Below are 26,535 nucleotides of genomic sequence, written 5' to 3'. Positions count from 1 at the left end.
ACTAAGTATAAATAGTTTTATTACAGAGGAATTGCGGAACTTGGTACAAGTTTTTAACAATTTATCGAGAAAGGAGATTGCCCATGGACAAGACGTACACGATTACCCGCCATATTTGTCCCCGTAATTGCTATAGTTCCTGCAGCATGCTGGGGTATACGGTCAATGGCCGTTTAACCAAGGTTTCCGGTGATCCTAAGCATGGTTATACAAACGGGCTCTTATGCGCCAAAGGGTATAATTATTTGCAGCATGTTTACCATCCCGACCGGCTGAAATATCCAATGCGACAAGTGCCGCGGGGAAGCGGGAATTGGCAGCGGATTTCTTGGACTCAGGCAATCGACCTCATAGCGGAAAAAATCATTGAGCTCTATCAGCACTATGATTCACACCTTTCGTTAGCCTTAAATAAATATTCCGGGAATATGGGCATCCTGCATCATGCGATGGAGGGCTTCTTTAACGGGCTGGGGAAAACCTCACGGGCAATCGGTAATCCATGCTGGGCACCCGGTATGGATGCCCTTTATTATGATTTCGGCGAACATCACACATCAGATATGGTAGATATTCGTCATGCGAAAACGATTATCTTGTGGGGAATTAATCCTGTTTGGACCTCGATTCATTCGATGCCATATATCCTTGGGGCTAAGCAGCGAGGGGCGAAGGTGATTACGATTGACCCAGTTTACACGGAGACGGCGAAGAAATCAGATACTTATATTCAAATTAAGCCGCGGAGTGATGGAGCGCTGGCACTCGCGATTGCCAAGTACATTTTTGAGCATGACTTGTATGATGCTGACTTTATCAGCCGCCATACGCATGGTTGGACGGAATTAACAGAATACCTAAGGCACAGTTCCATGGAGGAGGCGCTCAAGCAATGCGGGCAAACAATAGAGGCAATCCAATACTTGGCAGAAGTGCTTTCGAAAAATAAACCGGCCTATTTTTGGGTGGGGTTTGGCATGCAGCGCCACCAAAATGGCGGACAGAATATTCGCGCCATCAATGCCCTTGCCGCAATCACAGGGAATCTGGGTAGGAAGGGAAGCGGTGTTCAATTTGGACAACGGGCGACCTGGAAATTTAGCTACAACATTCTCAAAGCTGAACCGAAAGACAAAAAAAGATCGACCGGGGTCCGGCCGCTCGATTTTAATGATTTCGCGAATGAATTGCAGAAGCAACAAAATCCTCCTGTGAAACTTCTTTGGATTACGAGCAGAAATTTACTCACCCAAAGCGGAAATATCGAACAGCTGAAGCAATCGCTGCAAGAATTGGAGTTAATCGTGACGCTTGATCATTTTTTAACCGAGACCGCGACCTTTTCCGATCTTGTTTTGCCGGCGACCACTCAATTTGAGGAGTGGGATGTGGTTGCGAGTTATTGGCATCATTGGATCAGTATTAATCAGCCGGCAATCAGTCCCTACTATGAAAGCAAAAGTGAGTTGGAAATTGCCCGAATGCTTTCCAAACGGTTAAATGAGTACGAGCAGAATTTCAGTGCTTTTCCAACCGACCTAACGGATGAGGAATTTATTGACCAGGAATTTACGGATGAATTTTACCAAGCGTTGCAAATTCAAAATTGGCGTGAATTATTGAACGGTCCACGAAGGGTGAATCTCCCGAAAACAGCATGGGAAAGCTTAGATTTCAAAACGCCGTCAGGAAAAATGGAGCTTTTCTCAACAAGGGCGGAAAACGAACAGCTTTCACCATTTGGGATGGCGCTATTAAACGAGCAAAAAACAAGTAAATATCCATATCTCTTACTGTTAAATCATGAACCGTTCCGGATTAATTCACAATTTCAAAACCTAAATTCCTATAAGCAAATAAATCCGGAGCCTTGTATCTATCTGCATCCTGCACTTGCAATGGAAAAAGGGATTCAATCAAATTCACTGATTAAGCTGTTCAATTCTCATGGACAAGTTACCATTCGTGCCAAATACTCCGAGGATGTAGAGAATCATACACTTGTGATTCATCCCAATCATCCTTTGATCAATCAGCTGATTGACTTTATTCCTACTGACATGGGAAAAATGGTCACCGGTGGAAACGGGAATGCGCTTAATGATCTGTACGTTAATATCGAAAAACTCACTTGAAAAAGTATGGATGATTTCAGTTACTGTAGAACAGTAGTTGAATCGAATTCCATACTTTTCTTTTTTTGGCTCTTTTTTAAAAGATTAGGATTCGCAATTAAAACTCGTAAAATCGCAAATAAGCTTGCTGGATTCATAAATACTTTTTTTATAAAAATGTGTCGGAAATATTGTGAAAATATGAGCAAGGTGTGACAAAAGCATCGGTTTCATTCTTTTTACACCAGCGGCTTCGAAAGCTTGTAGACACTTCTACATTTGCTCACTCCTGAACATGGTATGCTGAATTCAACATCCTGAAGGGAGTTAAATCGATGATGAAAAAGTTTCTATTTCTCCTCCTTACTGTCATGATTGCTAGTTCACTAACCGGGTGCGGCGAGCAGGCAAATGAGGATCTAAAAGCGAAAATCCAATCTTCTCCTAATGAAAATTATAAGGGTAATCCGCATCCAGTCGTGAAAGAGGAAATGAAATTAACCGAAGAGGAAAAAGCGGAATTCAACAAGCTTAAACAAGAAATCATGTCCACAAAAGAGGGCGAATCCGATGAATGAAAAATGGATCGACAGGCAGGATGAAAGAGTCGAGATATACCAGCTTTGTTGGCATTACTATAGGGGGGACTTAATGAAATTAACCCTTGGTGAATGGCAAACAGTTGCAGCTTGTCTTTCAAGCAAGCCAGCCATAAGGAAAAATGAATGGGGAACAAAAGCGTTAAACCTGCTAGCTGACATCAACGAACAAACGCTGGAAACATTCGAATACGATTATAACCGGCTTTTTGTCGGTCCTAACAAACTATTAGCGTCGCCCTATGAGTCTAGTTATCTTAACATTGAAGGCACAGTAATGCAGGCTGAGACATTGAAGGTTCGCAACTTTTATTATCATGAAGGACTGCAGGTGGACATGGAGGGGCAGATGCCTGATGATCATCTCCAATTTGAATTGGAATTTATTCTGTATTTAATCAGATTTGAGGAGAAGAAGGAAGTCCTGCACTTGTTCTTGAAAAATCACCTTTTGAAATGGTGCGAGACACACTGCTGCAAAATTGAGGAGCACAGCCGAAATCCGATTACGTTGGCGTTTGCCTATTTATTGAAAGGATTTTTACAGCAGGAAAAATTATTAATGGAAGAAGAGGGGGCCGTCATATGTTAACGGAATCGATTACACGCCGAAATTTCTTAAAGGGGTCCGCTTCATTAACAGCCCTTTTGGGACTAGGTGCCGCCGGCAGTCAGGCGCCAAATGGGCTGGTTTCGAAAGCGGCAGCCAAAGCAAACGGAAAAGTCCAGCAATTCTATAATGCTTGTCCGCGCAACTGCTATGATACTTGTTCGATTTTAACAACTGTTGAGGACGGCAGAATTACCTTTATCACTGGAAACGAAAACAACAGTTATACGAAAGGGAGGCTGTGTGTTAAGGGAAATACGTATCCTCGTGTGGTTTATTCACCCGACCGGATTAAATATCCGATGCGGCAAAAGGGCCGAGGCAGCGGCAATTGGGAACGGATTAGCTGGGATGAAGCTTACACCATTATTGCCAAAAAGATTCTGGAAATAAAAAAGGAATACGGCAGCACACTTCCTATTTGTCTAAATAAATATTCAGGCAACTTCAATATTTTAAACTATGCAACCGAAGGAATGCTGTCGAGTATCGGCTATACAACCCGGGCTCAAGGGACTCCATGTGACCCAGCCGGTTCGGATGCCCAAGGCTTTGATATGGGCGCTGCCTATAACAATGATCCGGAGCAATTTCTCGACGCGAACTATATCATCCTTTGGGGAGCAAACCCTGCCTGGACTTCGGCGCATTCGATGTATTTTATTGAACAGGCGAAGGAGCGCGGGACAAAGCTGGTCGTCATAGACCCGCTGATTACGCAAACAGCCTCAAAAGCCGATGAGTATATCCAGGTGAAAGCAAGTACAGATGGGGCACTGGCACTTGGTATGATCCGCTATATCTTCGATCATCAATTGTATGATAAGGAGTGGGTTGCCGCGAATTCAATTGGTTTCTCGGAATTCTTCGCTTATGTAAACAAGAATATTACGGTTGAATGGGCGGCGGAAAAAACGGGTGTTCCACAGCCAGTGATTGAACGCTTGGCACGTGAATATGCGACAGCCAAACCAGCCAACATTTGGATTGGTTTCGGGATGCAGCGTCACGTCAATGGCGGCGCTATGGTCCGGGCAATCGATGCCCTTGCTGCGATTACCGGAAACATTGGCAAACGAGGCGGTGGTGTCAACTATATTGGCGAAGAAACATGGGGTTTCAATTACTACACGATGGGCTTTGGTGCACCACAAGGAAGCGGCGGAGAAGAGGACCGTTATGTGAATATGAACAATTTCGGGGCCCAGGTTTTAGCAGCCAATGATCCGCCGATTAAGATGATGTGGATTGCCTGCCGCAACCCGTTAGCCCAAGATCCGGAACCAACCGTAGTGAAAAAAGCGTTTGATCAAATGGATTTAATCGTGACCGCTGATTTATATATGACGCAAACCGTTGAATATTCCGACATCGTCCTGCCGGTCACCACCCCGTTTGAGTCGGTCGGGATCAATGTCAGCTACTGGCACTATTGGATGAATGTCAACGAACAAGCGATCAAACCACTCTATGAAGCAAAGAGTGACTTGGAAATTGCCATGGGTCTATCGGAAAAATTAAACCAGTTAAGTTCGGGCTCGTGTACATTTCCAACCTCCGGCGACCCTCAGGATTGGGTCGAAAAAGAGTTCAATGATGAAATAAAAGAGCTGTTTAACATTGACAGCTGGGAAGACCTCAGGAAAAAAGGAGGTACGGCAAAAGCAAATGAAAAAATTACGGTAGCCTGGGAGGATTTACAGTTTCGAACACCATCCGGCAAATATGAATTTTTTTCAAAAAAAGCAGTTGAATATGGCCATCACCCGCTTCCTGTATTTACAGAAGAGTATAAAGCGCCGAAGGAATATCCGATTCGCTGTATGTCGCCACACTGGAAATTTGGGATTCACAGCCAATTTCAGCATCAAGATTGGCTGATGGCGATTCAGGATCATCCATTCCTTGAGATCCATCCCGAATTGGCGAGGAAAAAGGGAATTCAGAACGACGATATTGTCAAAATCATAAACGAAACTGGCCATATGACATTGCCTGCTAAGATAACAAAGATGGTACCGCCAGATACGGTTGTCATGTATGAAGGCTGGTGGAAGGGTGTCAATTATACGGAGAATTTTACGGTAAAGGCGTTGGCGGAAGATATGGGTGAATATCAAAAAGGGCAGCGCGGAATTGCCTTTCATGACAACTTTGTCAACATTGAAAAAGCGTAAGGGGGAGCAACTATGGGCAAAAAGCTGGGGTTTTTAGTAAATATTGAGCGCTGCATCGGCTGTCACGCTTGTGAAATATCGTGTAAAAGTTTTTATCAGCTTGAACCGGAGATGCGGCGGCGCCGGGTAACGGAATTGCCGGAGGACCTTGTCGGTACGCCTGTCCGGGCATTTGTGTCCACCGCCTGCAATCACTGTGAGGACCCAGCCTGTAAAAAGGCTTGCCCGGTTGGTGCCTATACGAAGCGGGAGGACGGAATTGTCGTCCACAATCAGGAGCTGTGCATTGGCTGCCAAATGTGCGGCAAGGCCTGTCCATATAAGGTTCCTGTGTACAATCCGGTTAAAAGAAAAATGGACAAATGCAGCATGTGCCATGAACGTTTAGATGTGGGCCAATTGCCCATCTGTGTAGAAAAATGTCCGTTGGAGGCGATTCAAATCGTCGATTATAATGAGGTCCAGCCGGCAAATGGTGTTAGCATCGTGCCGACCTTTGCCGACCCTTCGATTACCCATCCAACGACACAGTTTATTTTGCCAAAGCCAGGCAAACAAACAAGGAGGTCATCGTAATGCATGAGCTGCCACTCGTGATCTTTACTGTATTATCACAACTAGCCGTCGGCGGGATTGTGACGCTTTGGTGGATGGACTGGAAGAACACGATCCAACGGAAAACCGGATTGCTTATTTCGCTTTCACTTGTGGTGATTGGCGGGGTGGCAGTCCTAGTCTCTATGTTTCATTTAGGCCATCCATTTGCAGCCTATCGGGCAATTTTAAATATCAAGGTCTCATGGCTTAGCCGTGAGGTTACCTTTTACGGTGCCTTTGTTGGCTTAAGCTTCCTGTACACCTGGTTTTGGTTTAAAGATGTGGCGGACTGGCGCGGCATCACTGGAGGAATCGCGGCAATCTTGGGCGGTCTTGCGATTTTCTCTTCAGCCAAAATTTATATGATTCCAGCGATTCCAGCTTGGAACGGGATGACGACCATGATGATGTTCTTTTTAACTTCTATTCTTTTAGGACCATTATTTGTTGGGTTGTTTTTACTGATTCGTGGAGAGCTGTCGATGAAGATCACCACATTTGTCCTATTTGGCTTCATTGCAGCGGCAATTGTAATGCTGCTCTATTTCTCGGGGCTTCAAGGCGGCCTGCCGCAAGCGGGTGAGAGCCTGCGATTAATGACAGGTCAGTTTATTTTTTGGCTGCGGCTGTTCACGTTTGTCATTGCGTTTGCCATTCTTGCAATCAACTCAATCGGCAAACAAAAGCAGACGGGCATCACCTATTCCGTGGTGTTTTTGCTCCTATTAATTAGTGAGTTCTTGGCCCGCTTTCAATTTTACGAAACGGCCGTTCATTTGTAGGTAAGTGATGCATGGGGACGGTTCTCATGCATCATGTTCACTTGTAGGTTTAGATTGTTTTATAAGCTAGAGAGGAGGCTGGTTTGGAATGAATCTGATGACCTGGGCAAAGGCCATTGAGAAAAATACAACAACGCTTATGATTGAAGCAAATCTTTGTACTCGATTGATATCGCCTAAAAGTACATGCCGGCAGTGTGTTGACTCTTGTCCAACAAACTGCATCACGTTTACGAAGGATACACTCGAGATTACCGATTCCTGTTTAGAATGTGGATTATGTACAACGGTTTGTCCGACAAGCGCACTTTCCACCAATCGGCCTTCTCTCCACCATTTGGTTGAAACGGTTTTGCACACATGCAAAGAAAGCGAACACGTTTATTTGCATTGCCAAAGACATTCCATTAAAGAGGAAGGTGTGGCAGTCGTCGCTGTTCCCTGCCTCGGCAGCATACCACGAGAAGCCTGGCTTACCTTTCTTGAGGAATGTGACAATCTGTCGATTCACCTTCCTGATGGGGGATGCGATAGGTGTGAAATAAAACAGGGAGAAGAGTTGTGGCAAAGAGAATTGGCTGCTGCAGAAAGGATGAGCGGCAAGTGTATGGATTTGGCTTTGGCCTTGAAGAAGTCAACAGAATTAGAAGGGCTGGATAAGAGCAAGCGATCCTTATTTCATTCCATATGGAGGGAATGGAAGGACGTTCATAAGCTGGCAGTGAAAGAAGCTCTCGGCAGCGCTGAAATTAAACCGTACCAGGAAAAGCTCAAGAGCGATTCGGCTTCGCTCATTCGAAAAGAATGGAATGTGGCAGCCAACGGTGTGATGGAAAAAGTTTTTAAAGAATCCACCTACCCCTATATGGTGAAGCGAAACTTGTTTTTGAATCAACTTATCACGAATAAAGACCTACAAACAGAAAAGAATGTTCGGGTGCCAATTATCTTGTCTGATTGCACTTTGTGCGGAGCCTGTTCCATTCTCTGTCCTACCAACGCACTTGTCCAAGAAACAGAAAATGGCGCCACGCAGATCAAGCTAATACCAGCAAATTGCGTCGACTGCAAACTCTGTGAGGAAATCTGTTATTTTAAGCAAATACAATTAATAGAAGCAGAGAATCGCGTGTTGTTAAAGGGACAAGGAAGGGAATCGGTGCTGTTTCGAACGGAAAGTCAATAATCTTAATAATCTAGGGGTCAGACCCCCGGTCGTTTAACGCTTTAAGACACCGGAGGTCTGACCCTATTTTTCTACTTATTTTTAGGTATATCAAATTGGTTGTCATTTTTTTCATTATATTATGTAGGAATAGGAGCGCCTTTTGACGCTTCTATCCATAAAATGAGTCGTTACAATTTTGATTCTAAGCTTAGTACACCGTCATAAACTGTGTACCAACGATAATTAAGAGGACGAAAAGCACTACGATTAAAGCAAAAGATGTGCCCATTCCATGTCCGTCAGACAAAATGTATCACCTCCTTATCTCTAAGGGATAATACATGCTATGATAGAACGAATATGAGTGAAATGGACAAGCATGGAATTATACTGACATAATAATATTTTGTGGATTAATTCGAAACAACATAAGATAGGATAAAACCTTGCACACGCTTCATAATAAACCTTGAGGATGTGAAACGAATGGACAAAGAAGAGGTAGTCATTGAGGAATTAAACACATTATTAAGAGGAACCTATATGGGAATTCACGCTTTTGAACATCATATCCAAAAGCTGGAGGAAACCACCATAAAGCAGAAGTTTCAGTCCCTGCAGCAAGAGGCGAAGCAATCGGCCCAAGTTCTAGCCGAACGGATTCAAAATTTACATGGAGTTCCCGCAGATAGTGAAGGAGTCTCAGGCAAGCTGAAAAGCTACATGCATAAGATGATCGTCCCCAATGAAACTGAAGGGATAATCCAAGATGCTTTAAAGGGAATGGAGCAATATGGTGTTGAATATTCGGAAGAACTCGTAAAGGGAGACCTGGACCCAGAAAGCAAACGCATCGTCGATGAAGTGATCGATACAAACCGCAGAATCGCACAGGAGTTACGACAATTGCTTCATTGATGCAAGGTGATGCATGGGGACGGTTCTCATGCATCACCTTTCAGACCACCTTCGGACAAAGCGGGTGAAAAAAGCAGAGGAACTGTCCGTAAGAAGGATTCCTACGGACAAAAACGGTGGAAAAACCGAGTAAATGTCCGTACTAAGTAGAAAGTTCGGAAAAAAATAGCCGCCGATCAGTGGCTCCGGTAGATTAATAGCCAATTCTTATATCATCATGTAGAAATGATTGGTAATGCCTTGTTGGTTGTTGTAAAATAGGCCTAATCAGTTGTCATCTCTCAGTATTAAGGTAGGTGTTCCTCATGGGGAAATGGGTTAGGACAGGTACTATTGTATTAATTTTATTCGGAGTCCTATTGATATATCTGAAGGATGTTTATTATCCTTCTCTTCCGATCAGATCAATTTCAAAATCCGAAGTGATAAATAAGGTGAATAAATCGAATGGAAATATTGTTAAAATCACAGAGGAAGACAGTTACCAATGGTATGTATCAGAAATGAAACAAGGGAGAGCGTATGAAAATTTAAAAAGATTAATGGAAGATAAAGGCTGGTTTTTTAAAGAACAACTAGGTTCGGGCTTTGTTTTTCAAAATGAACAAGGTGAAATAATGGTTTCAAGTGAAATGTGGACTAAAAAATATGTAATCTTTCATTTTCCCAATGATATATAATGGCCAGTTTTCGAGATGAGATTAGTAACCAAATAACCATGAGGATCAAATCAAAATAGAACTGTATCCCAATTATTGTTGTGTTAATGATTAGGGTGCAGTGTTAAGACGCCTTCGCTTTTTTAATATGCAGTTTGCAAACCGTACAGGAAGATACAAATAAATTTACCAAATTTCCCCTTAACCTGTTAAAATGAATGTATATACTACTAGTGAAACCTAAATGATGTTAACCCGGTGGATTGCCCATGGAAAATGTGAGGTTGATAGGGGTGATATATATTGAAAAAGAGGTCAAGGTTGCGCAGACGTATTCGGGAATGGCTAGAGAAAAGACGAGTGCGGAAAGAAGAAAACTCGCTACCTAGTTTTTCAAACCGTAGTATAAATGACCGTCAGCAGCAATTAAACAAGCCGGATGAATTGTCTAATGATTAACCAACTAACTGAAGGTAATGGCGGATATCAGCTCTAAATAAAATAGGTCCAAACAAAAATGACGTGTGCTAATACACGTCATTTTGAGCTCTATTAAGAAATCATGAATGAAAAATTAAAAAGGTAATGTGTATCCCCTGCCCATTGGTTTGACATTAAATTTAAACCAATAAAAACATGATCATAAATAATGCTAAGCTAAGGGTATTTTAGTTGAGGAACAAACAATTATCAGGTTAAACTTTAGTTGTATAATGCGATAAAGCGTTAAAGTGATAAATGGATGGGAGTAAGGCATTTATGATAGAACTAAAGTATTTTGAACGTATTGATTTCAAACAACTTATCAATTGGATTGATTCACCAGCATTTTTGCTTCAATGGGGAGGTCCAGGGTTTGATTACCCTTTAAATGATAAACAACTAGAAACGTACATCGAGAATGCCAATAAGGATAACACAGAAACGATGGTTTATAAAGTAGTTGATAAAGAGACTGGTAGAGCGATTGGTCATATCTCTTTGGGGAAAATTGATAGAAAAAACAAATCTGCAAGAGTGGGAAAAGTATTAGTCGGTGATAAAAAACACAAGGGGTAAAGGAATAGGGCAGCAAATGATGAAGGCAATCCTTAAAATCGCATTTGATGAACTTCAACTATATAGAGTTAGTCTTGGCGTTTTTGACTTTAATGGTTCGGCCATCGCCTGTTACGAAAAAGCAGGATTTATAAAAGAGGGGTTGCTTCGAGATTCAAGAAAAAATGGTGATGAATACTGGAGTTTATGGGAAATGAGCATTTTAGAAAACGAATGGTTGAAAACCCATAACGTTTAATCTTATTTAACTCAATGGGGATAGGTGTTTAACAAGGGGTTGCTTCGGCGACTTCTTTTCTTATTAAGTTAAAGGGAGGTTTGTTAAAGAAGGAATATGAACAAAATTGGTAGAATAAGTAAATTGGATATAAATCTTAACTTCTAAATATTAATAAGAGGAGAATATCTATGGGCGCTAACGAAGTAAAAGTTTAAACTAATATAAGCGCGGGGGGTTAAAAAATATGAAACAATTGGGGACGCTATACTTTTTCTGCGGAAAAATGGGAGCTGGAAAATCAACTAAATCAAAACAATTGGCGTTAGATAAACATGCGATACTGTTGTCTGAGGATGAATGGCTTTCATCTCTTTATCCCAATCAGATTGAATTATTTGAGGACTATCTAAAATTCTCAGTGCAGCTCAAGCCGTTGGTGAAAAAACATGTCCAAAACATATTAAGGGTCGGTACAGATGTAGTGATGGATTTTCAGCTAACACTCAAAAACTGCGAAAGTGGTTTTTGGATATGGCGTCAGAGGTCAATGCAAGCCATCAACTAATTTTCCTTAATCTAAATAACGAGCAATGCTTACGTCAAATTGCACAAAGGCGTAACGAACAACCCGACAGAGCAGCTTTTGACACGGAAGCGGTGTTTATTCATGTTACTAAATTTTTTGAAGCACCAGAGGCATTCGAGGGTTTAAATATTTTAGAGTTTAGCGGAAAAGAATAACAAGGAGTTCAATGATTCGTGTGTATAAAGTACCTTTTGTTCTGGGAGGTGCTCTATATGATATAAAATGAAATGTGAGTAAGAAAAGTTTCAATGTATATATGTTAAAATCGATGTAACTTTGTGAAGTGGTACACTTAAACTAACGGGTAGCGTTAGTTGAATAATTTAATAAATAAAGGACCATACATATTAGACATATCTAAAATGTGTGGTCCTTCTATTAAAAACCCTTTTGATTCCTAACCTAAATATAATCATTGCTCTATTAATATATGGATGATTGAGATGGTGAAGGCTTAGTAGGTGAATAAATGGGGTTATGCAGTGGTTCTTTTCTTCTTATTGAATTAACGGGAGTTTAGTACAAGAAGAAAATAACAATCACACTTCTTTAAATGTCCAAATGACCAAAATTTGTGCAATATGTAGGAGAGTGAAAATGAAATTTAAGAGCTGTTTGGATTATTAAAAATAATACAGCTAAACAGCTCAAATAATACTTAATATAATGAGAAAAAAGGAGTCCCTGGAGATCTCAAGAAAGGATTATAAGATTCGACTATATATGGTTGTGAAATATTTGTTATGTGGTAGTGAAAGTGATAGTGAAAATGATGGGTACCGGGGTAATAATGTGAGATATCATATTCAAGATGACCTGGAAAAGGACCAGTTACTATAGTATAGCTCAAATATACACACTTCTTTCCAATTATTTATTTATTCATATGACTTAGGAAGTAATTTAGGAACTTTAAATAAATATGCGAAGGTATATTTTTTGAAAGAACGCAGTCAATTATGTTTGGGTTTATTTTAGAGTTTATAAAGAATGAGTATTAAAGCAAAGACCATCATACCAGGCGTAAAATCAATTAAGGAAATAATAAATAAAAATTAGAATAAATACCGGTATTGAGTTAATTAAAGGTTGCTATGCAACTCCTTTTTGATATTGATGAAAAATTTTGTACTTAAACAAACGGGGGCAATAGTGAAAAGGCAGCGGAGTTATCCGTTGCCTTTTGCCATCCAATCTGAAAGTATTTTCTATAAAACTCCCTTCTAAGGCTCCCACTTAACAGAGCATAAATCCTTGTAGTCTCGCTATTTTCGTGTCCTAATAAACTTTGAATAACATGAATGGGAGCCCCGTTGTTCAAAAGGTGTCTGGCATAGCTGGTGAGGATGAAATCGTTGTTAATTCCTACCCGACTTGATATTCGTTTTATGATATACCTCATCTGTCTAATACTCAGCCGGCAGATGCCACCATCCATGAAACCGTCTTTTGGTTGAGACAAATGGCAGATCATCTAGGTTATATACGCCATTATATCTTAGTTTTCCTTCCAATGATCAATCAGGTACTCGACTTGTTTTTTGTCAACAATGTTTACAGCGAAATAAGCAATATCCTTATATTTCATTTTTCTAATTGGATTTTTTACAACGTTATGCATTTCTCTAAAAACCATTATATCCGGTATTGTAAAGGCAACTAAGATAATCGACTTCTTACCATTTATGCCCCAGGTACCTCTTGTGCCTATAACAAGAGGTAAAGGCTTTTCCTACTTTTTAGATAATTGTAAACCCACTCTTGTTCGGTTAAGGTTTTTTCACTCATATAGATGACCCACCCTTATTTGAACGACAATATGCTCTTAACGTGTTTTCTTCTTTACAAATGTTGTCAAGATACTTAAGGTATTTGACAACTGGGGCAACAGGTGTGTTATTTTCTTCATCAATATGTACATATCGTTTTTTATTATCAAAAGGAAGATACTTTTTAGTGAATATAAGATGTTTTAGATAACTTAAAATATCCATAAGTTGATGGTCTAGGATGTCTATGTTTTGTCGGAATTGTCTTACTCCTCTTCTTGGACGAAATATACTTTCCAACAATCATTGGACTTTTTTAGCACTATTTGCCCATAAAGGTTTTTTTTCTCATTCCTTTCATTTGAATGTATCAGCCTATAGTTTACACGAGAAATATATTCATTGGCACTACCTTCGTTTCCAACAAATCGACATGCCCAAAGTTGTTTATATTTTTCCATATGAAATCTTTGTCTCCATATCTAACTTTTATAAAATAATCCCCTAAAGTTTGAATATATTTCTCAGCATCCTTTTCATTGATTGCTGTAACCATTGATTCAACAACAGAAAGGATTTTTTGCTCTTCCGTTTTATCAAATCCGGATAACAGAAAACTGCAACTAAAAAATAAAACCAATATAAGCTTTGTCATAAAAATTATTTTTCCAAAATTTTTTTAAAATATGCTTATTGCAAGCCGTAAAAAAACCCATTTAACCGTAGCTAAATAGGTTTCAATTAGGTGAATGTTCATAGCTCAATGACTTTTTATGATATGAAAAACTGGTTAAGTTTGTTTTTACTAAATATTTTTTTATAGGGAACGATATTGACAGTTAAGAAATTTTTGGGAAAGAATCTTAACAGGAAAGGATTTGCACTTGTATGCTTCGTTTGATACCTAAATACCTAATAATCTCGTTATTGATTTGTTTTTTCCTTGTCTGTATATCCATATATTCCTTTAGCCGAAACAAAGTACAATCAAAAACTGCAAGCATTTTTGGATTTTGAACATAAAATTGAAAAGATGGTTACAGCCAATATGGGGCAATTGGAAAAATTCGATAACAAGATTAAAAAAATGGATAAGGAAAGCTTATATAAAATTGTCTTGTCAACAAAACAAATACTCGTGAAGACTCCAAGGTTCTCGCAAAATTGGAAATACCAAGCATACTTCCGGAAAATATAAAAGATTCTATAATCGTAATAAAAAGTGATTTTTCTTTCGGATTTAAATCAATAGCGGAAAGCATGACCTACTACAAAAAATAACTGGATACTGAAGATCCGGTATTATACTGGAAGTTCCTTAAACAGCGTGATATAGGCATTACCCATATCAATGGTGGATTTACTTCATTAAGTACTGCAAGACTGCAGCTAATTCCACCACCAAGGGGCGTAATACCTAATAATGATTGGGAAGTAGTTGAACGTGGAAATAAATGGCGAAAATCACAAATGGTGAATTTAATGAATAACTATACGAATGATAACACTGCAAGACGTTATAAGGCTGATATTAGCATATTTGGCACGACCCAAATCCATTTACGAAACCCTTATATTGTTGCTTGGTGGTCAGCAGCTTTCCCGGGATTCGGACATATGATGCTGTGTAAATATCCAAGAGGATATGCATTATTTATCTGGGAAGTGGTTGTAAATATTAAAGCACATGTGAATCTTGCCATGATTTACTCATTTCAAGGAAATATATCGATGGCAAAGGAGGTGTTGGACACTAGATGGTTACTCATGTATATCCCCGTGTATCTATTTGCGATTTGGGATAGTTATCGGACAACGGTTGATTTGAACAAAGTTTTTATTTTAGCTGACCATGAAGACCACCGTTTCAACTCATTTAGTTTAGGACCATCTGGAATTAATTATTTAGATAAGAGAAACCCCACAGCTTCTATTATGTGGTCACTATTTATTCCAGGGCTAGGGCATCTTTATATACATAGAATTTTGACAGCCTTTTTTATTATCTTTTGGGTAGTAGTCTTTTTTTATCAATCCCATGCACTTGAAGCGGTTTCCCTTTTGTTCTTAGGAAATGTCAAGGAGGCTTCCTCTGTTTTAAACTCGGAATGGCTGTTATTCCTTCCATCTCACTATGGATTTGCTGTTTTTGATTCCTATATAGATACGATTGAGAATAATAAACTGTATGAAAAAGATCAAAGAAGGTATTTAATGGAAAAGTATCAAGATACAGGTTTCCAAATACTTAAAGGTCAAAAAGTGAAGTGATGTGAAGTGTTTGCAACTATTTTCAACTTTTGAATATAACGCATTTTTAGAAATGGCAATTTCAACTTTAGAGAAAAAAGGAATTAAAAAGGAAAATATATTTGCTATTCCACTGGATAATCGAGAAGAAGACCGTAAAATTTTTGATACCATACATCGCTCAGACGGTACAAGCCTTATTGATATCGGTATGGGACTTGCCACTGCGTTTTCAGTTATTGGAGCAAGCATAGGATTTAAATTAGTTTGGGGTCCAATTTATTGGGGGCTGATAGGTGCATCTGTGGGGTTTATTCTTGGCTTAACTATTCGACTTTTTATGGAGTTAGTTATAAAGAAAAATAAAAGGGTTATAAAAGGCAAACATTCTGAAATAATTTTAATTGTTGATTGTGAAGAAACGCAAGCTGAAATAATTGAGGATATACTTTGGTATCATTTTGCAATTGGCGTGGCAAAAGTAAAATGATTAATCAATATTTGTTGATTATAGATAAAACTAAAAGTTGTGAAGGATTGCACTTAAACTAAACTAGCTATCAAAAAGAGAAAAAAAGCATCTCATTGACTAGCATGAGGCGGGGGAATTTGACCAGCAAATAATTCATTCCATGGAATATAACCATTCGGTAAGGCTTACAGTATGGATGAAGGATGTACTCACGACATTAGTGGTCGAGTCATTACATGGGTCCTATTACGCTTGAGCTACGAATTGAAGTTTCATCACCCTTTTTTCTTCCTTATCCAGAGTGAACAAGAGTCATGTATTGATCTAATTAAATCAATACATGACTGTTTAATGCATCTTAAGTGCAAATCCAAATTCGGGGTTAGTAAAATTATAAGAACCCTTACCTTTATGACTATACCATTTTTATACTATGAAATTCCCCGATATTTCATTTGTTCAATGATATAATCGGCGGTACGAGAGGCAAGCGCCATCACCGTATTGGTTGGATTACCCCCCCCTGACGTCACGAAAAGACTAGCACTACAAATAAATAAGTTAGGGATATCGTGTGCTTGCCCAAAGCTGTTCGTTACCGATTCAACTGGGTTATCTCCCATACGGCATCCGCCCATCAAATGGGCTGTATCATTCGTAACAAATTCCGGGGTGCCTCCAGCTGCCTGAATAATCTCCTTCATTTTTACTACGGCATGGTCTATTAATAGTTGATCATTCGTCCCATAGGAAAAAGAAACATTTGCTAGCGGCATTCCGTATTCGTCCTTTTCCTCCGAAAGTGTGACACAATTCATTGGATTGGGCAGAACTTCGCCAACTAGCGTTACTCTGCCGTAAAAATTATAATCTAGCATCGTTTTTCGCAACGCCTCTCCCCAAAGCTTTCCTGATTTGGAAATGCCCTTTGCCATTTCAACTGGTCGGGAACCGTGTGCGTGTAAAGTATAACCCCGAGCAAACCCACGATTCTTATCCGTTTCATAAAAATCCTGCGTTGTTGCCAAAACAGGAGTCCCCTTATAAAGTCGGATTTCCTCCGGGAATTTACCATAGACATCGTTGCTGCTATGGACCGTAATTGCTTTACCTACCCACCCGCTGGAGTTAGCCAGTCCGTCGGGGAACTGTGTGCTGGCAGAATTCAGTAATAGCCTTGGCGTTTCAACTACAAAATTAGACAGGATGACAATACGTGCCTTTTGTTCATATGTTTGTCCATCATGAACAAACCTTACGCCGGTTACGAGCCCTTCTTTATTAGCTAATACTTGGGTAACCATGCTGTCGGAAATTACTTCGGCCCCGTGCTGAATAGCCTTGGGAATATGATGAACCAGTGTACTAAACTTTGCATTTGGCATGCATCCTTGGTTACAAAACCCCCTGTTAATACAAGGCGGCCGGCCATCAAAGGGTGCGGAATTAATAGCAAGTGGTGCTACTACACTCTGTATACCTAATTTTTCGCATCCAATCCGGAACATTTCCGCGTTTGCACTGATTGGCTCGCGTTCCGGATAAGGATAAGGACCATGAAATGAACCCCATGGAAAATGTTTCGGTCCAGATACGGCAATTTCTTTTTCGATTTTATCGTAATAGGGTTCAAGGTCCTGATAGGTGATGGGCCAATCCTCCCCAACGCCGTCTTCCGTTTTTGTACGAAAATCACTTTCATGAAAACGTAAAAATACGCCGGTAAAATGCGTAGTTCCCCCGCCAACCCCTCTTCCAGAGTTATTATGACCCATTTGCAGGGGATTTGCGCCGCTGACAATTCGTGTATCCTGCCAGCCAAGGTGAGTCATGGATAATTCATCACTGGCGAAGTCAGTTTGCGGGTTCCAAAATGGTCCCGCCTCAATGACAACGACTTTTAGCCCCGCTTTGCTTAACTCATAAGCCAGAACACCACCGGCAGCGCCTGCTCCGACTATACATACATCTGCATCATCTTTATATTTTCGCTTGTCAAGGTGATCATAACGATGTCCATGGTAATGGTTGACGTTGTGCTTAACAGAGTCTTGAATATTAGCCATCTTTTTTCGCCTCCCATGGGTCAGTAAGGCCCAATTCTGTACGAACATATCCTCTTGGGTAAGCAGGACCGGCATAACCGATTTCCGACCAAATTATTGGATGGGAATAATAAGCAGCCGTTGCCTCGCTTGAAATCTTTTGGATAAAATCTTTAACGGGAATACTAATCTGCCCATATTCTAAGGTAAAGTTTCCTTGCATCAAATTGCTTACTACTTCCTTTTTTGTTTCATCTTTTAAGCTATCAAAAGAACTGCCATAAATGTGGGTACAGACTTGGTCAAGCAAGGCAAGCCCATCGCGTATCAGGACGGATTGCTGCGGGACGCCAGCCTTTCGCTGAGACTCCCCAATATTAGCGGCCAATGTCGAATCAAAGTGATGGACGATAAAGGATATAATCGGATCACGCAGGTCATCTAGAAAAATAGCGCAAAGCTGGAATAATGTACTTGATTCCTTCTCGGTAAAATATTGGAGTGGAAAAAATGAATCCGTTTCCGTTCGTTTACCCACGATTTGTCGGGTGTGGGAATCCCACTGTTTTTCTTCGTCCATAACATTGAAATTTGGATAATGAAATTGATCCTTTGACATTCAAAATCACCCCCAATGCAATGCGATTAGCCCCAGAAGGCTAACGGCACTTACCATAGCCGGAAGCGTCAACGGCGGTCCAATCATGAAATTTCGTAATTTATAGCCATCCACGCGCTGTCCGACCCCGCGGATATGCATAAAAGACCCAAATAAGCCTGCGATTATCCCAATGGCTAGCAACACGGTTAAAAGGCTTCGGAGCCAGCCAGCATTATAAAATGTGAATATAACTAAACAAAGACCAAAGATTGGCGTACCAAGTACGGGAATCCACATCGACCAATGACGAAAGTTTTGCCGGTAATGAAATAAGGTAACTTGTACAAAGATTACTAGAAATAATAAACCCATCGCGAAAATGAAAACACGATCCAATGACCACCCGGTCCACCCCAAAACAATCACCTTCCATTTTTGATAGATACAATTCCATTATTCCCTAAAATTTGTAATCGCTATTCAGGAATAATAAGAGATTATATTTTTAAAACTATAAAAATAACTGAATGTAATGGAAGGGGGCTTGGCGATTGTCTACAACCGAAGGCTCAATACTACTGCGGCCTATTTCCCGCACTGTAGCAGAGGCTATTCTTGAACAACTTGAATTATTCGGGGTCAAACGAATTTATGGAGTTATCGGTGATGCCATCTTTGGGCTCATGGATGCGATTGCTAAGAATGGGGAAATTCAATTTATTGCGGTTAAGCATGAGTCTGTTGCTGCAATGATGGCTTCCGCTGAGGCAAAATGTACGGGAGGACTCGGAGTTTGCGCTGCACAGATGGGTCCTGGGCTAGCCAATTTAATAAATGGACTTGGTGATGCCTTTTTAGATGGATTTCCTGTTTTGGCTATCTCAGGTCAAGCCCCATTAAAGAAAATCGGTACTTCCTATAAACAGTATATAAACCAGCAAGAATTGGTTCAGGCGGTTACGGGTGACAGTCAATTAGTTGTTCACCCTGATGCGGTTATTGGTTCCTTGACAAAGGCAATCTATACATCCATTACAATGGATACAGTATCTCATCTTTCCATACCAGCAGATGTCTTTACAGTAAAAACGTTAGTTCCGACAAACAAACCGACATCTATAACCGATGGGGAATTTTGCACTGAACAACTTGAAAAAGGGCTACAGATCATGTATTCGGCAAAGAACCCCATGATTTTAATAGGAAATAAGGTTGGGCCACTATCGGTGGAAATCCAGCAATTGGCCGAACGCTGGGGAGGGGGTATTGCCACGGCCTATGGTGCAGTTGGGATTCTTCCTGATTCCTGTCCATATGGATTGGGCGGATTGGGAGAAGGAGGTAATCCTTTTTTAACCCATTTATTCAAGCAGGCTGATGTAGTTTTGGCCATTGGTACATCGTGGTGGCCGGAGGGGCATACTCCTGTAAGAGCCCGTGTTATTCAGGTTCAAAATAGGCAGACCAATCTTGGAAACGGAATGCCAGTGGATTGCGGAATTGTTGGAAACATGTCAGATATCATTTTACAGCTAATTAGTAGATTTGAACCCCATGATCGGAATCAAGAATGGGTTGGCCAAATTAACCAATGTAAACAAACCTGGGCCGCTCAAAACGAGGAGGAAGGAAATAAATCGAGTTTTCCACTCCAGTCTTCCCGTGTTATTAGGGCTATCGAAAGATGTACCACTCCCGATACGGTCATTGCATTGGATGAAGGGGATTTTACGCTCTGGTTTATGAGAAATTTCCGTGCCCAATGTGAGCATGTCCTTCTTTCTAGTAATTGGCGAACAATGGGATTTGGCCTGCCGTCAGCTTTAGCCGCAAAGTTATGTATGCCAAATAAACATGTGATTTGCGTTACAGGGGATGGCGGGCTTGCGATGGTATTGGCCGATTTGCTAACCGCAGTACGATACCGGCTTAAAATAACCGTCATTATCCTGAATAATGGCATGCTGCAAATGGAATACAACAAAATGGTGAAAAAAGGACTTACTCCGGAGGGGGTTGAATTAACCAATCCTGATTTCGTCATGCTTGCAAAAGCATGTGGTTGGGAGGCCTTTAGGATTCAATCAGGGGATGAATTGGAGCAGCTGTTAATAACCGCCCAAATGAGTGAGAATCCTGTTATATTGGATGTTCCAACCGCCCAGGTTTCTTACCCAAATTATCAAATTTCTTAAAAGGAGAAAAACACATGGAAACTATACCGACACCTTTTCCACCCCAACATCAAAACCAGCAGCCAGGCATTGAATCAATAATGAATCCTAGACCAGCCTATGATAACCCAAATTACAAAGGCAGTGAGAAGCTTAAAGACAAAGTTGCCATCATAACGGGAGGCGACAGTGGACAAGGACGTGCGATTGCAGTTGCCTTTGCCAAAGAAGGGGCCGATGTCGTCATTGTCTATCTTAATGAGCATGAAGACGCTAAGGAAACAAAACAGGTGGTAGAGCAGAAGGGGCGCCGCTGCCTTGCGCTTGCCGGTGATATTGGAACCGAAAACTTTTGCAAACAAGTGGTAGAAAAGACAGTTGCTGAATTCGGCAAATTGGATATTCTGGTCAACAATGCGGCGGAGCAACATGTGCAATCGGGGCTGGAATATATCACAACAGCACAAATGGAAAAGACATTCCGTACAAACTTTTATTCAATCTTTTATTTAACGAAAGCTGCTTTGCCCCATATGAAGCAGGGAAGTACAATCATTAATGCCGCATCACTTACAGCCTACGAAGGGAACGAACAATTAATTGACTATTCGGCAACGAAGGGAGCCATTGTGGCTTTTACACGGTCACTTTCCAAATCGCTTCAGACCAAAGGGATTCGCGTGAATGGTGTATGTCCAGGAAATATTTGGACACCATTAATCCCTGCTTCGTTTCCCGCTGACCAGGTGGCAAACTGGGGGGCAAAAACCCCGATGAAACGCGCGGGACAACCTCAGGAAATTGCACCGGCCTATGTGTTTTTAGCGTCGGAGGACTCTTCCTATATGTCTGGGCAATTCCTGCATGTAAACGGGGGAATCGTTATTAACGGATAGGAAAATATGGGGCGGTACAAAAAGCGTAAAGGGGTGCCAGGCTAATGAAGATTGCAAGTATCGAAACCTTCCCTTTGTTCTATCCGCTTACACAGCCCTATGGTGATGCGAACGGTTATAAACAATACCGAACCTGTTTCTTATTTCGGATTACAACCCAATCTGGGATTACTGGCTGGGGGGAGTGTGTTGACTGGCTGCCGACTTTGAAATTAGGATTTGAAAATAGAATTATTCCCCATTTAATCGGTAAAAACGCATTAAACCGCCTGCAACTGGTTAATCACATCAAAAAATGGCATCAACGTGCAGCGGCCGGTGTCAGTATGGCGCTTACGGAAATTGCCGCGAAACATTCCGGACTTTCTGTATGCGATTTATGGGGAGGTAGATGGAGGGAAGAAGTACCCGTTTACGCGTCGTTCCAATCCTACACGGATAAAGTAGGGTGGGCTAAACATTCCATTCACCTTGTAGAACAGGCTTTAGATTACGGTTTTACCATGATAAAAGTAAAGATAGGGGGAAAGACATTTAAGGAGGATCTTATGCATATCCTTGGTGTCCGCAATGTGATGTCGGAAAATCACCAATTAATTTTAGATGCCAACCAAAGTTATGATTTTTCAACAGCCAAGCAATGGGGACAACCGATTTCAGAGTGGAATAACTTCCTTTGGTTTGAGGAGCCACTACCGATAAATCTCGTCTCGGATTATAAATTACTTCGGTCAAGTTTTCCCGCCCCAATTGCCGGGGGAGAAAACTTGAAAAATGCCAAGGAATTCTTAGCCTTCTTGCGTGAGGGGGCAATTGATATTATTCAACCGGATATTGCACATGAAGATGGGGTAGATGGGTTCAGGCATACGTTGCAACTTTCCCGTTATTTTGGGGTCAGAGCATCACCGCATACATTTGACGGGGCTTTATCAAGATTATACGCCATATTTGCTCAAGCTTGTTTACCAGCTTGGAGTAAAATGCCTTTGGAAAATATTGAACCTGTTGAATGGGATGTGATGGAAAATCCATTTAATTCAATTATACCAATTGAACCGGGCCGCGGAACAGCAGCCATTCCTACTGGTGAAGGGATTGGTGTTGAATTAGATCAAGGGATTATTGAAAGGTACTGTTGGGATGGCTCAATGTACAGCTAATTTAAGATAATTGATATTATGTTAAACATCGTTTTTTAAATTTGATATGGGGGGAGTTTTGGTTTGCCGGACCAATGCCCCACCTCCCGTTTACAGGCCTTAAAACTTGACTAAAGTATAATATTTTATTGGGTTTTCGGGGAAACAAATTTGTTTCCGGAAATCCAAAAGCGCCATGGATAGTGTACTGCTTCCCCCGTATTCTGTATTCCAATCCTCGGGCCAATTGCTATATCCCTTGGGTCTATATTCATTCCCTTCGATATCCAAAGCGGGGGTTCATCAAGTGGATGGCCATAGTCGGACATCGTAATACCCAGCGCTTTTGCAAGTTTACCCGGACCATTTGTCCATTCTATTTCATTTTTTGCTTTTGGCCTTCTTTCGGCCATTAATTCTTTACCGGAAAAAGGTTCTAATGCCCTAACAAGAACGGCATGTGGTTGACCAATTTTACCGCTTACTACATTAAGAAGACAATGCGTATGCATGGAATACGTATAGGCGAAACCTGGTTCACCAAACATAACTTCTGTTCGTTTGGTACGACGTCCTTCAAAACTATGTGCCGCACGATCATCGGGCCCCATATATGCCTCTGTTTCGACAATAATACCAGATGCTGTCCCAAAGGGTGTCTCCTTAATAAGAAAACAGCCAAGTAATGCCTTTGCAAGTTCAAGCGTTGGTTGATAATAAAATCCTTTTTCAAGTGGCTCCATTAAGCTTACCCCTTTACCTATGATTTGTAGATGGTGATTAGTTTCAAATTTGCATTCGTATAAACAAAATACCCGGATACATAAACGGTAAAATTCCGTTTAAATTAGAAAATACCTATATTTCCTCAAAAATAAAGGAAGTTTTTCCGTTTATACTATCCAAATCTTTGGATTTTAACTCATTTAGGGTAGTTAATCGGAATATCTTCGCTTATATCTCACTAGCCTTGCAAATAAGTTACAATTTTTGGTAATTTTTTCATTTTCAGTAGACAAAATAAAAGGATCCTCCTAATGTAGAAGCTGAACCCACAAGATAAACACGTTACCCTATGACTTCTACAAAAAGGAGAATCCATATGGATAACGTACCAAAAGAAAGTGTTGTTGAAAAGTGCCTTGAGCTTCTAAATTTGAAAAATTTTCGACATCCCTATGTTGACCATGGTTCAAAAAAGCTCCTTACCGGCCCAGCCATTATGCTGCTTGTAGAAGCTGAGATTCGGAAACATAAATCACTTTCATACATTGATAAAAATTTGCGATCCAGCCCTGCTATCCAAGAGTTAACCGGTTTAGATTCCGTTCACGGCTCTACTGTCAATCGGAAAATCGAGCGCCTTCCCTATGACCTTTTACAGAGTCTTTCAGCGGACATTTTCCATAAGGTTGACAAGCATTACACTAAAAAAAATCCTAATACCTCACCATTGGGTCCATTATCAATTGTGGATTCCAGCCAGATTGCACTTCCTTCAAAAGCTGGCGAATGGGCTTATTGCACAAAAGACAGTAACACCATTAAGATTCATACAAAATTGGCCTGTATTAACGACAAAATTACCTTCCCCAAAAAGGTGATTTACTCAACTGGCGCTGTTGATGACAAAGAAGTGGTCCTGCAACTCGTTACAGACAAGGACACAACCCACGTATTTGATAGAGGCTACATCCACTATCATCACTTCCATCTTTGGAAAACCGAAGGTTTCAAGTTTGTCGCTCGTGTAAAGGCCAATTCAAAACTTCGTGTCTTAGTGACCCGTTCCACAGAGGAAAGTTCCTTTATTAAGCTAGATGCCGACGTTGAAGTAACGGACCATGAAACTAAGGAGCTTTTTTCCTTAAGGCTTGTAGAGTATCGTGACGACCAAAAACGACCTTATCGTGTCGTCACGAATCGCTGGGATCTTTCAGCTCAAGAAATTGCAGATATCTATAAGCGCAGGTGGCTAATCGAGCTATTTTTCAAATGGATCAAACAAAATTTAAATACGGTAAAGCTCTATTGTTATAAGCCCAAAGCCGTTTGGAATCAGATTTGCATCGCCATGATTGCCTACGGTTTGGTAGAACTGGTGAAAATACTAACTAAGACGACCAAATGTAACAGAGAAATCGTGGAGCTGTTACGTATTTACTGGGAGAAAAACTGGAATGAATTCTTAGAAGAACTATTCCGTGAACCCAGTCGAAAATCCAAGGGACGGAGAAAAAAGGGCAAACCAGGACGCCCACGTAAACACCCTAGAATTATGAAAGCCAAGAAGATTATTATCAACAACTAGTTTTTAATAATTGGTAACGTGTTTGTATTGTTAATGGGTTTTTATTAAGGTATTCCTTTTTTCTCCTTATTAAATCCAATAGTCACAGTAATAATCTTAAAAACCATTTAGTCAGAACCTTAACGTGAGGTCGGGAATCTCAAAGCCGTTTACCGAGAAGGGTTCTGGGAGTAAAATGTCACCAACTTCCATTTTTTAACACATGTTTGCAAGGCTAGTGCTTATATCTGCTTCTTATGCTACCACTATATCATTAGGCGGAAATTCTCTGTCTATGAATTAAATTCTCATGCCTACAAATGGAAATATAATTGAAAGATAGAAGGAGTCGGAGGTAGAATTGACCCATACGTTTTAACTGGGTAAACAGGATTATTTTAATATTAAAAGGACCCCCGTCCTGATTTCAGGATGGGGGTAAAATGAAGATTATAATTAAATTGGCTAATTATTGGGGTTTATTTAGGTTATAATCCCATCCTCCAAGTTTCTCCAAAGATGATGGGCCTCCCTGGCGATATGTTCCAATAAATCAGGCGGTGAGGTTGTAACTGCGGCGCATTTTTTGATTAAATCATCCAGTTCCAATTTAAATGCTTCCAGATCCTTCGCTTCTTTAATTATCATTTTATTAAATTGCTGTAAAACCGGCAGCATCTCATTACGCGGTTTGCGTATCATTGTCTTTAATGCCTGCGCCTGTAATAAAAGTCGTTCAAATTTATGCGTCATTTCAATTACCTGTTGGCGAAGTTGGTAATTAGATGCATCCAAATAATGTTGGATATAGACCAAATGGTCCGCCATTTGCCTTAACCAAAAGGTGCTTTCGTGTATGGACGCATCTGCTGGTGTATAGTTACCACCACCACTTAGTAACAAATTAAAAATTCGTTGGGATTCCTCGGCCTCCCTTGCCATATGATCAAGCAGGGAGACAGGAGTTGAAACAATGACCTCACAGTGTAAAGCTTTATCCATGGTATAGGTAACAATACCATGATACTCATGTACAGCATGTTGCGCCTCATTTATAATGGAGCCAAGATCTCCTGATTTGGATTGAATCTTTTGAAGGACAGCCCCCATCCGTTGAGTAGCATGGTTGTTCGTACGCGCTAATTCAAGCTCATGATGGCTTATTTCCCTGTCTAAAAATCGGCTATGGTCATAACTGTTACGAACCCAGAAATCAAGTATTCCATAGATGTCCCTATTATAGTTATCCGTATAACCCATCCCTTCACCCCATTTCCGTAGTCCCCTAATGTATATTCAAGATTTTTTAATTTATTTCATGCCGAAGCATATCAACGTAACCTATTGGATAAATACATAAATGCAAGGGCGGTGGACAAATTAAAGGTATTAAGCCAGTCCTGGGGG

General features: G+C 40.7%; 23 protein-coding genes and 2 pseudogenes. 17 read left to right on the top strand and 8 right to left on the bottom strand.

What is annotated here, in order from left to right; translation table 11 throughout:
* The first annotated feature begins 83 nt into the window (after positions 1-83).
* The 7 genes from ACFPA1_RS09475 to ACFPA1_RS09445 all read left to right on the top strand — a co-directional run bounded on the left by ACFPA1_RS09475 (position 84) and on the right by ACFPA1_RS09445 (position 8,065).
* Positions 84-2,135, top strand: coding sequence for a molybdopterin-dependent oxidoreductase (locus tag ACFPA1_RS09475; RefSeq protein WP_378582307.1), 2,052 nt, complete (start codon positions 84-86; stop codon positions 2,133-2,135).
* Positions 2,136-2,449: 314 nt separating this feature from the next.
* Entirely contained in the window at positions 2,450-2,692 is a 243-nt protein-coding gene (locus tag ACFPA1_RS09470) for a hypothetical protein (RefSeq protein WP_213145696.1), read from the top strand.
* Positions 2,685-3,305 (top strand): TorD/DmsD family molecular chaperone, encoded by a 621-nt coding sequence (locus ACFPA1_RS09465; RefSeq protein WP_378582305.1) that lies wholly within the window; start codon positions 2,685-2,687, stop codon positions 3,303-3,305. The genes ACFPA1_RS09470 and ACFPA1_RS09465 overlap by 8 nt, the downstream gene beginning before the upstream one ends.
* Complete coding sequence (locus ACFPA1_RS09460; RefSeq protein ID WP_378582304.1) at positions 3,299-5,500, top strand: molybdopterin-dependent oxidoreductase; 2,202 nt, start codon at positions 3,299-3,301, stop codon at positions 5,498-5,500. Before ACFPA1_RS09465 ends, ACFPA1_RS09460 begins: the two co-directional genes overlap by 7 nt.
* Before the next feature lie 12 nt (positions 5,501-5,512).
* Positions 5,513-6,076, top strand: a complete 564-nt coding sequence (locus ACFPA1_RS09455) for a 4Fe-4S dicluster domain-containing protein (RefSeq protein WP_378582302.1) — start codon at positions 5,513-5,515, stop codon at positions 6,074-6,076.
* Entirely contained in the window at positions 6,076-6,879 is an 804-nt protein-coding gene (locus tag ACFPA1_RS09450; RefSeq protein WP_378582300.1) for a dimethyl sulfoxide reductase anchor subunit family protein, read from the top strand. The genes ACFPA1_RS09455 and ACFPA1_RS09450 overlap by 1 nt, the downstream gene beginning before the upstream one ends.
* Before the next feature lie 88 nt (positions 6,880-6,967).
* Positions 6,968-8,065, top strand: a complete 1,098-nt coding sequence (locus ACFPA1_RS09445) for a 4Fe-4S binding protein (protein WP_378582298.1) — start codon at positions 6,968-6,970, stop codon at positions 8,063-8,065.
* A 190-nt stretch (positions 8,066-8,255) separates the two neighbouring features.
* Here the strand turns inward: ACFPA1_RS09445 and ACFPA1_RS09440 are convergent, their stop codons facing one another.
* Positions 8,256-8,354, bottom strand: a complete 99-nt coding sequence (locus tag ACFPA1_RS09440) for a YjcZ family sporulation protein (RefSeq protein WP_378582296.1) — start codon at positions 8,352-8,354, stop codon at positions 8,256-8,258.
* 179 nt (positions 8,355-8,533) lie between these two features.
* Between ACFPA1_RS09440 and ACFPA1_RS09435 the strand changes: the two genes are divergently transcribed.
* The 4 genes and pseudogenes from ACFPA1_RS09435 to ACFPA1_RS09420 all read left to right on the top strand — a co-directional run bounded on the left by ACFPA1_RS09435 (position 8,534) and on the right by ACFPA1_RS09420 (position 11,644).
* The gene (locus tag ACFPA1_RS09435; protein ID WP_378582294.1) at positions 8,534-8,965 is read left to right on the top strand and encodes a DUF2383 domain-containing protein; all 432 of its coding nucleotides are present in this window, start codon (positions 8,534-8,536) and stop codon (positions 8,963-8,965) included.
* Between the two features lie 305 nt (positions 8,966-9,270).
* Positions 9,271-9,645, top strand: coding sequence for a hypothetical protein (locus tag ACFPA1_RS09430; RefSeq protein WP_378582292.1), 375 nt, complete (start codon positions 9,271-9,273; stop codon positions 9,643-9,645).
* Between the two features lie 738 nt (positions 9,646-10,383).
* Positions 10,384-10,921: pseudogene (locus ACFPA1_RS09425) on the top strand (GNAT family N-acetyltransferase).
* Positions 10,922-11,147: 226 nt separating this feature from the next.
* Positions 11,148-11,644 (top strand): annotated as a pseudogene (locus ACFPA1_RS09420) (AAA family ATPase).
* A gap of 977 nt (positions 11,645-12,621) precedes the next feature.
* Here the strand turns inward: ACFPA1_RS09420 and ACFPA1_RS09415 are convergent.
* Both ACFPA1_RS09415 and ACFPA1_RS09410 read right to left on the bottom strand, forming a co-directional pair.
* Entirely contained in the window at positions 12,622-12,891 is a 270-nt protein-coding gene (locus ACFPA1_RS09415) for a tyrosine-type recombinase/integrase (protein ID WP_378582498.1), read from the bottom strand.
* 749 nt (positions 12,892-13,640) lie between these two features.
* The gene (locus tag ACFPA1_RS09410; protein WP_378582290.1) at positions 13,641-13,913 is read right to left on the bottom strand and encodes a hypothetical protein; all 273 of its coding nucleotides are present in this window, start codon (positions 13,911-13,913) and stop codon (positions 13,641-13,643) included.
* Positions 13,914-14,740: 827 nt separating this feature from the next.
* Here ACFPA1_RS09410 and ACFPA1_RS09405 point away from each other — a divergent pair.
* Together ACFPA1_RS09405 and ACFPA1_RS09400 are read left to right on the top strand one after the other, a co-directional pair.
* On the top strand, positions 14,741-15,529 hold the full coding sequence (locus ACFPA1_RS09405) for a hypothetical protein (RefSeq protein WP_378582288.1): 789 nt from the start codon (positions 14,741-14,743) through the stop codon (positions 15,527-15,529).
* A gap of 10 nt (positions 15,530-15,539) precedes the next feature.
* Complete coding sequence (locus ACFPA1_RS09400) at positions 15,540-15,998, top strand: hypothetical protein (protein ID WP_378582287.1); 459 nt, start codon at positions 15,540-15,542, stop codon at positions 15,996-15,998.
* Between the two features lie 413 nt (positions 15,999-16,411).
* Here the strand turns inward: ACFPA1_RS09400 and ACFPA1_RS09395 are convergent, their stop codons facing one another.
* From ACFPA1_RS09395 to ACFPA1_RS09385, 3 genes are read right to left on the bottom strand one after another with little or no spacing between them, the layout of a single operon-like run.
* Complete coding sequence (locus ACFPA1_RS09395; protein ID WP_378582285.1) at positions 16,412-18,046, bottom strand: GMC family oxidoreductase; 1,635 nt, start codon at positions 18,044-18,046, stop codon at positions 16,412-16,414.
* A complete protein-coding gene (locus ACFPA1_RS09390) occupies positions 18,039-18,644 on the bottom strand; it encodes a gluconate 2-dehydrogenase subunit 3 family protein (protein ID WP_378582283.1) in 606 nt (201 codons plus the stop codon). The genes ACFPA1_RS09395 and ACFPA1_RS09390 overlap by 8 nt, the downstream gene beginning before the upstream one ends.
* 6 nt (positions 18,645-18,650) lie before the next feature.
* On the bottom strand, positions 18,651-19,022 hold the full coding sequence (locus ACFPA1_RS09385; RefSeq protein ID WP_378582281.1) for a hypothetical protein: 372 nt from the start codon (positions 19,020-19,022) through the stop codon (positions 18,651-18,653).
* Between the two features lie 155 nt (positions 19,023-19,177).
* Between ACFPA1_RS09385 and ACFPA1_RS09380 the strand changes: the two genes are divergently transcribed.
* From ACFPA1_RS09380 to ACFPA1_RS09370, 3 genes are read left to right on the top strand one after another with little or no spacing between them, the layout of a single operon-like run.
* Positions 19,178-20,821 carry a thiamine pyrophosphate-binding protein gene (locus ACFPA1_RS09380; RefSeq protein ID WP_378582279.1) on the top strand — a complete coding sequence of 548 codons (1,644 nt, stop codon included), beginning with the start codon at positions 19,178-19,180 and terminating at the stop codon, positions 20,819-20,821.
* Between the two features lie 14 nt (positions 20,822-20,835).
* Complete coding sequence (locus ACFPA1_RS09375) at positions 20,836-21,696, top strand: SDR family oxidoreductase (protein ID WP_378582277.1); 861 nt, start codon at positions 20,836-20,838, stop codon at positions 21,694-21,696.
* Positions 21,697-21,740: 44 nt separating this feature from the next.
* Positions 21,741-22,859, top strand: coding sequence for a mandelate racemase/muconate lactonizing enzyme family protein (locus ACFPA1_RS09370; protein WP_378582275.1), 1,119 nt, complete (start codon positions 21,741-21,743; stop codon positions 22,857-22,859).
* 125 nt (positions 22,860-22,984) lie between these two features.
* Here ACFPA1_RS09370 and ACFPA1_RS09365 read toward each other — a convergent pair whose 3' ends face one another.
* Complete coding sequence (locus ACFPA1_RS09365; protein ID WP_378582273.1) at positions 22,985-23,581, bottom strand: DNA-3-methyladenine glycosylase; 597 nt, start codon at positions 23,579-23,581, stop codon at positions 22,985-22,987.
* Positions 23,582-23,940: 359 nt separating this feature from the next.
* On the opposite strand from ACFPA1_RS09365, the gene ACFPA1_RS09360 reads away from it, so the two are divergent.
* A complete protein-coding gene (locus ACFPA1_RS09360; RefSeq protein WP_378582271.1) occupies positions 23,941-25,149 on the top strand; it encodes an IS4 family transposase in 1,209 nt (402 codons plus the stop codon).
* A gap of 462 nt (positions 25,150-25,611) precedes the next feature.
* Here the strand turns inward: ACFPA1_RS09360 and ACFPA1_RS09355 are convergent, their stop codons facing one another.
* Positions 25,612-26,388, bottom strand: a complete 777-nt coding sequence (locus ACFPA1_RS09355) for a DUF2935 domain-containing protein (protein ID WP_378582269.1) — start codon at positions 26,386-26,388, stop codon at positions 25,612-25,614.
* Between the last annotated feature and the right edge of the window lie 147 nt (positions 26,389-26,535).

This window comes from Neobacillus sp. GCM10023253 (genome assembly GCF_042653105.1).
Lineage (GTDB): Bacteria > Bacillota > Bacilli > Bacillales > Cytobacillaceae > Neobacillus > Neobacillus citreus.
This window is presented reverse-complemented; position numbering and strand designations above follow the sequence as displayed.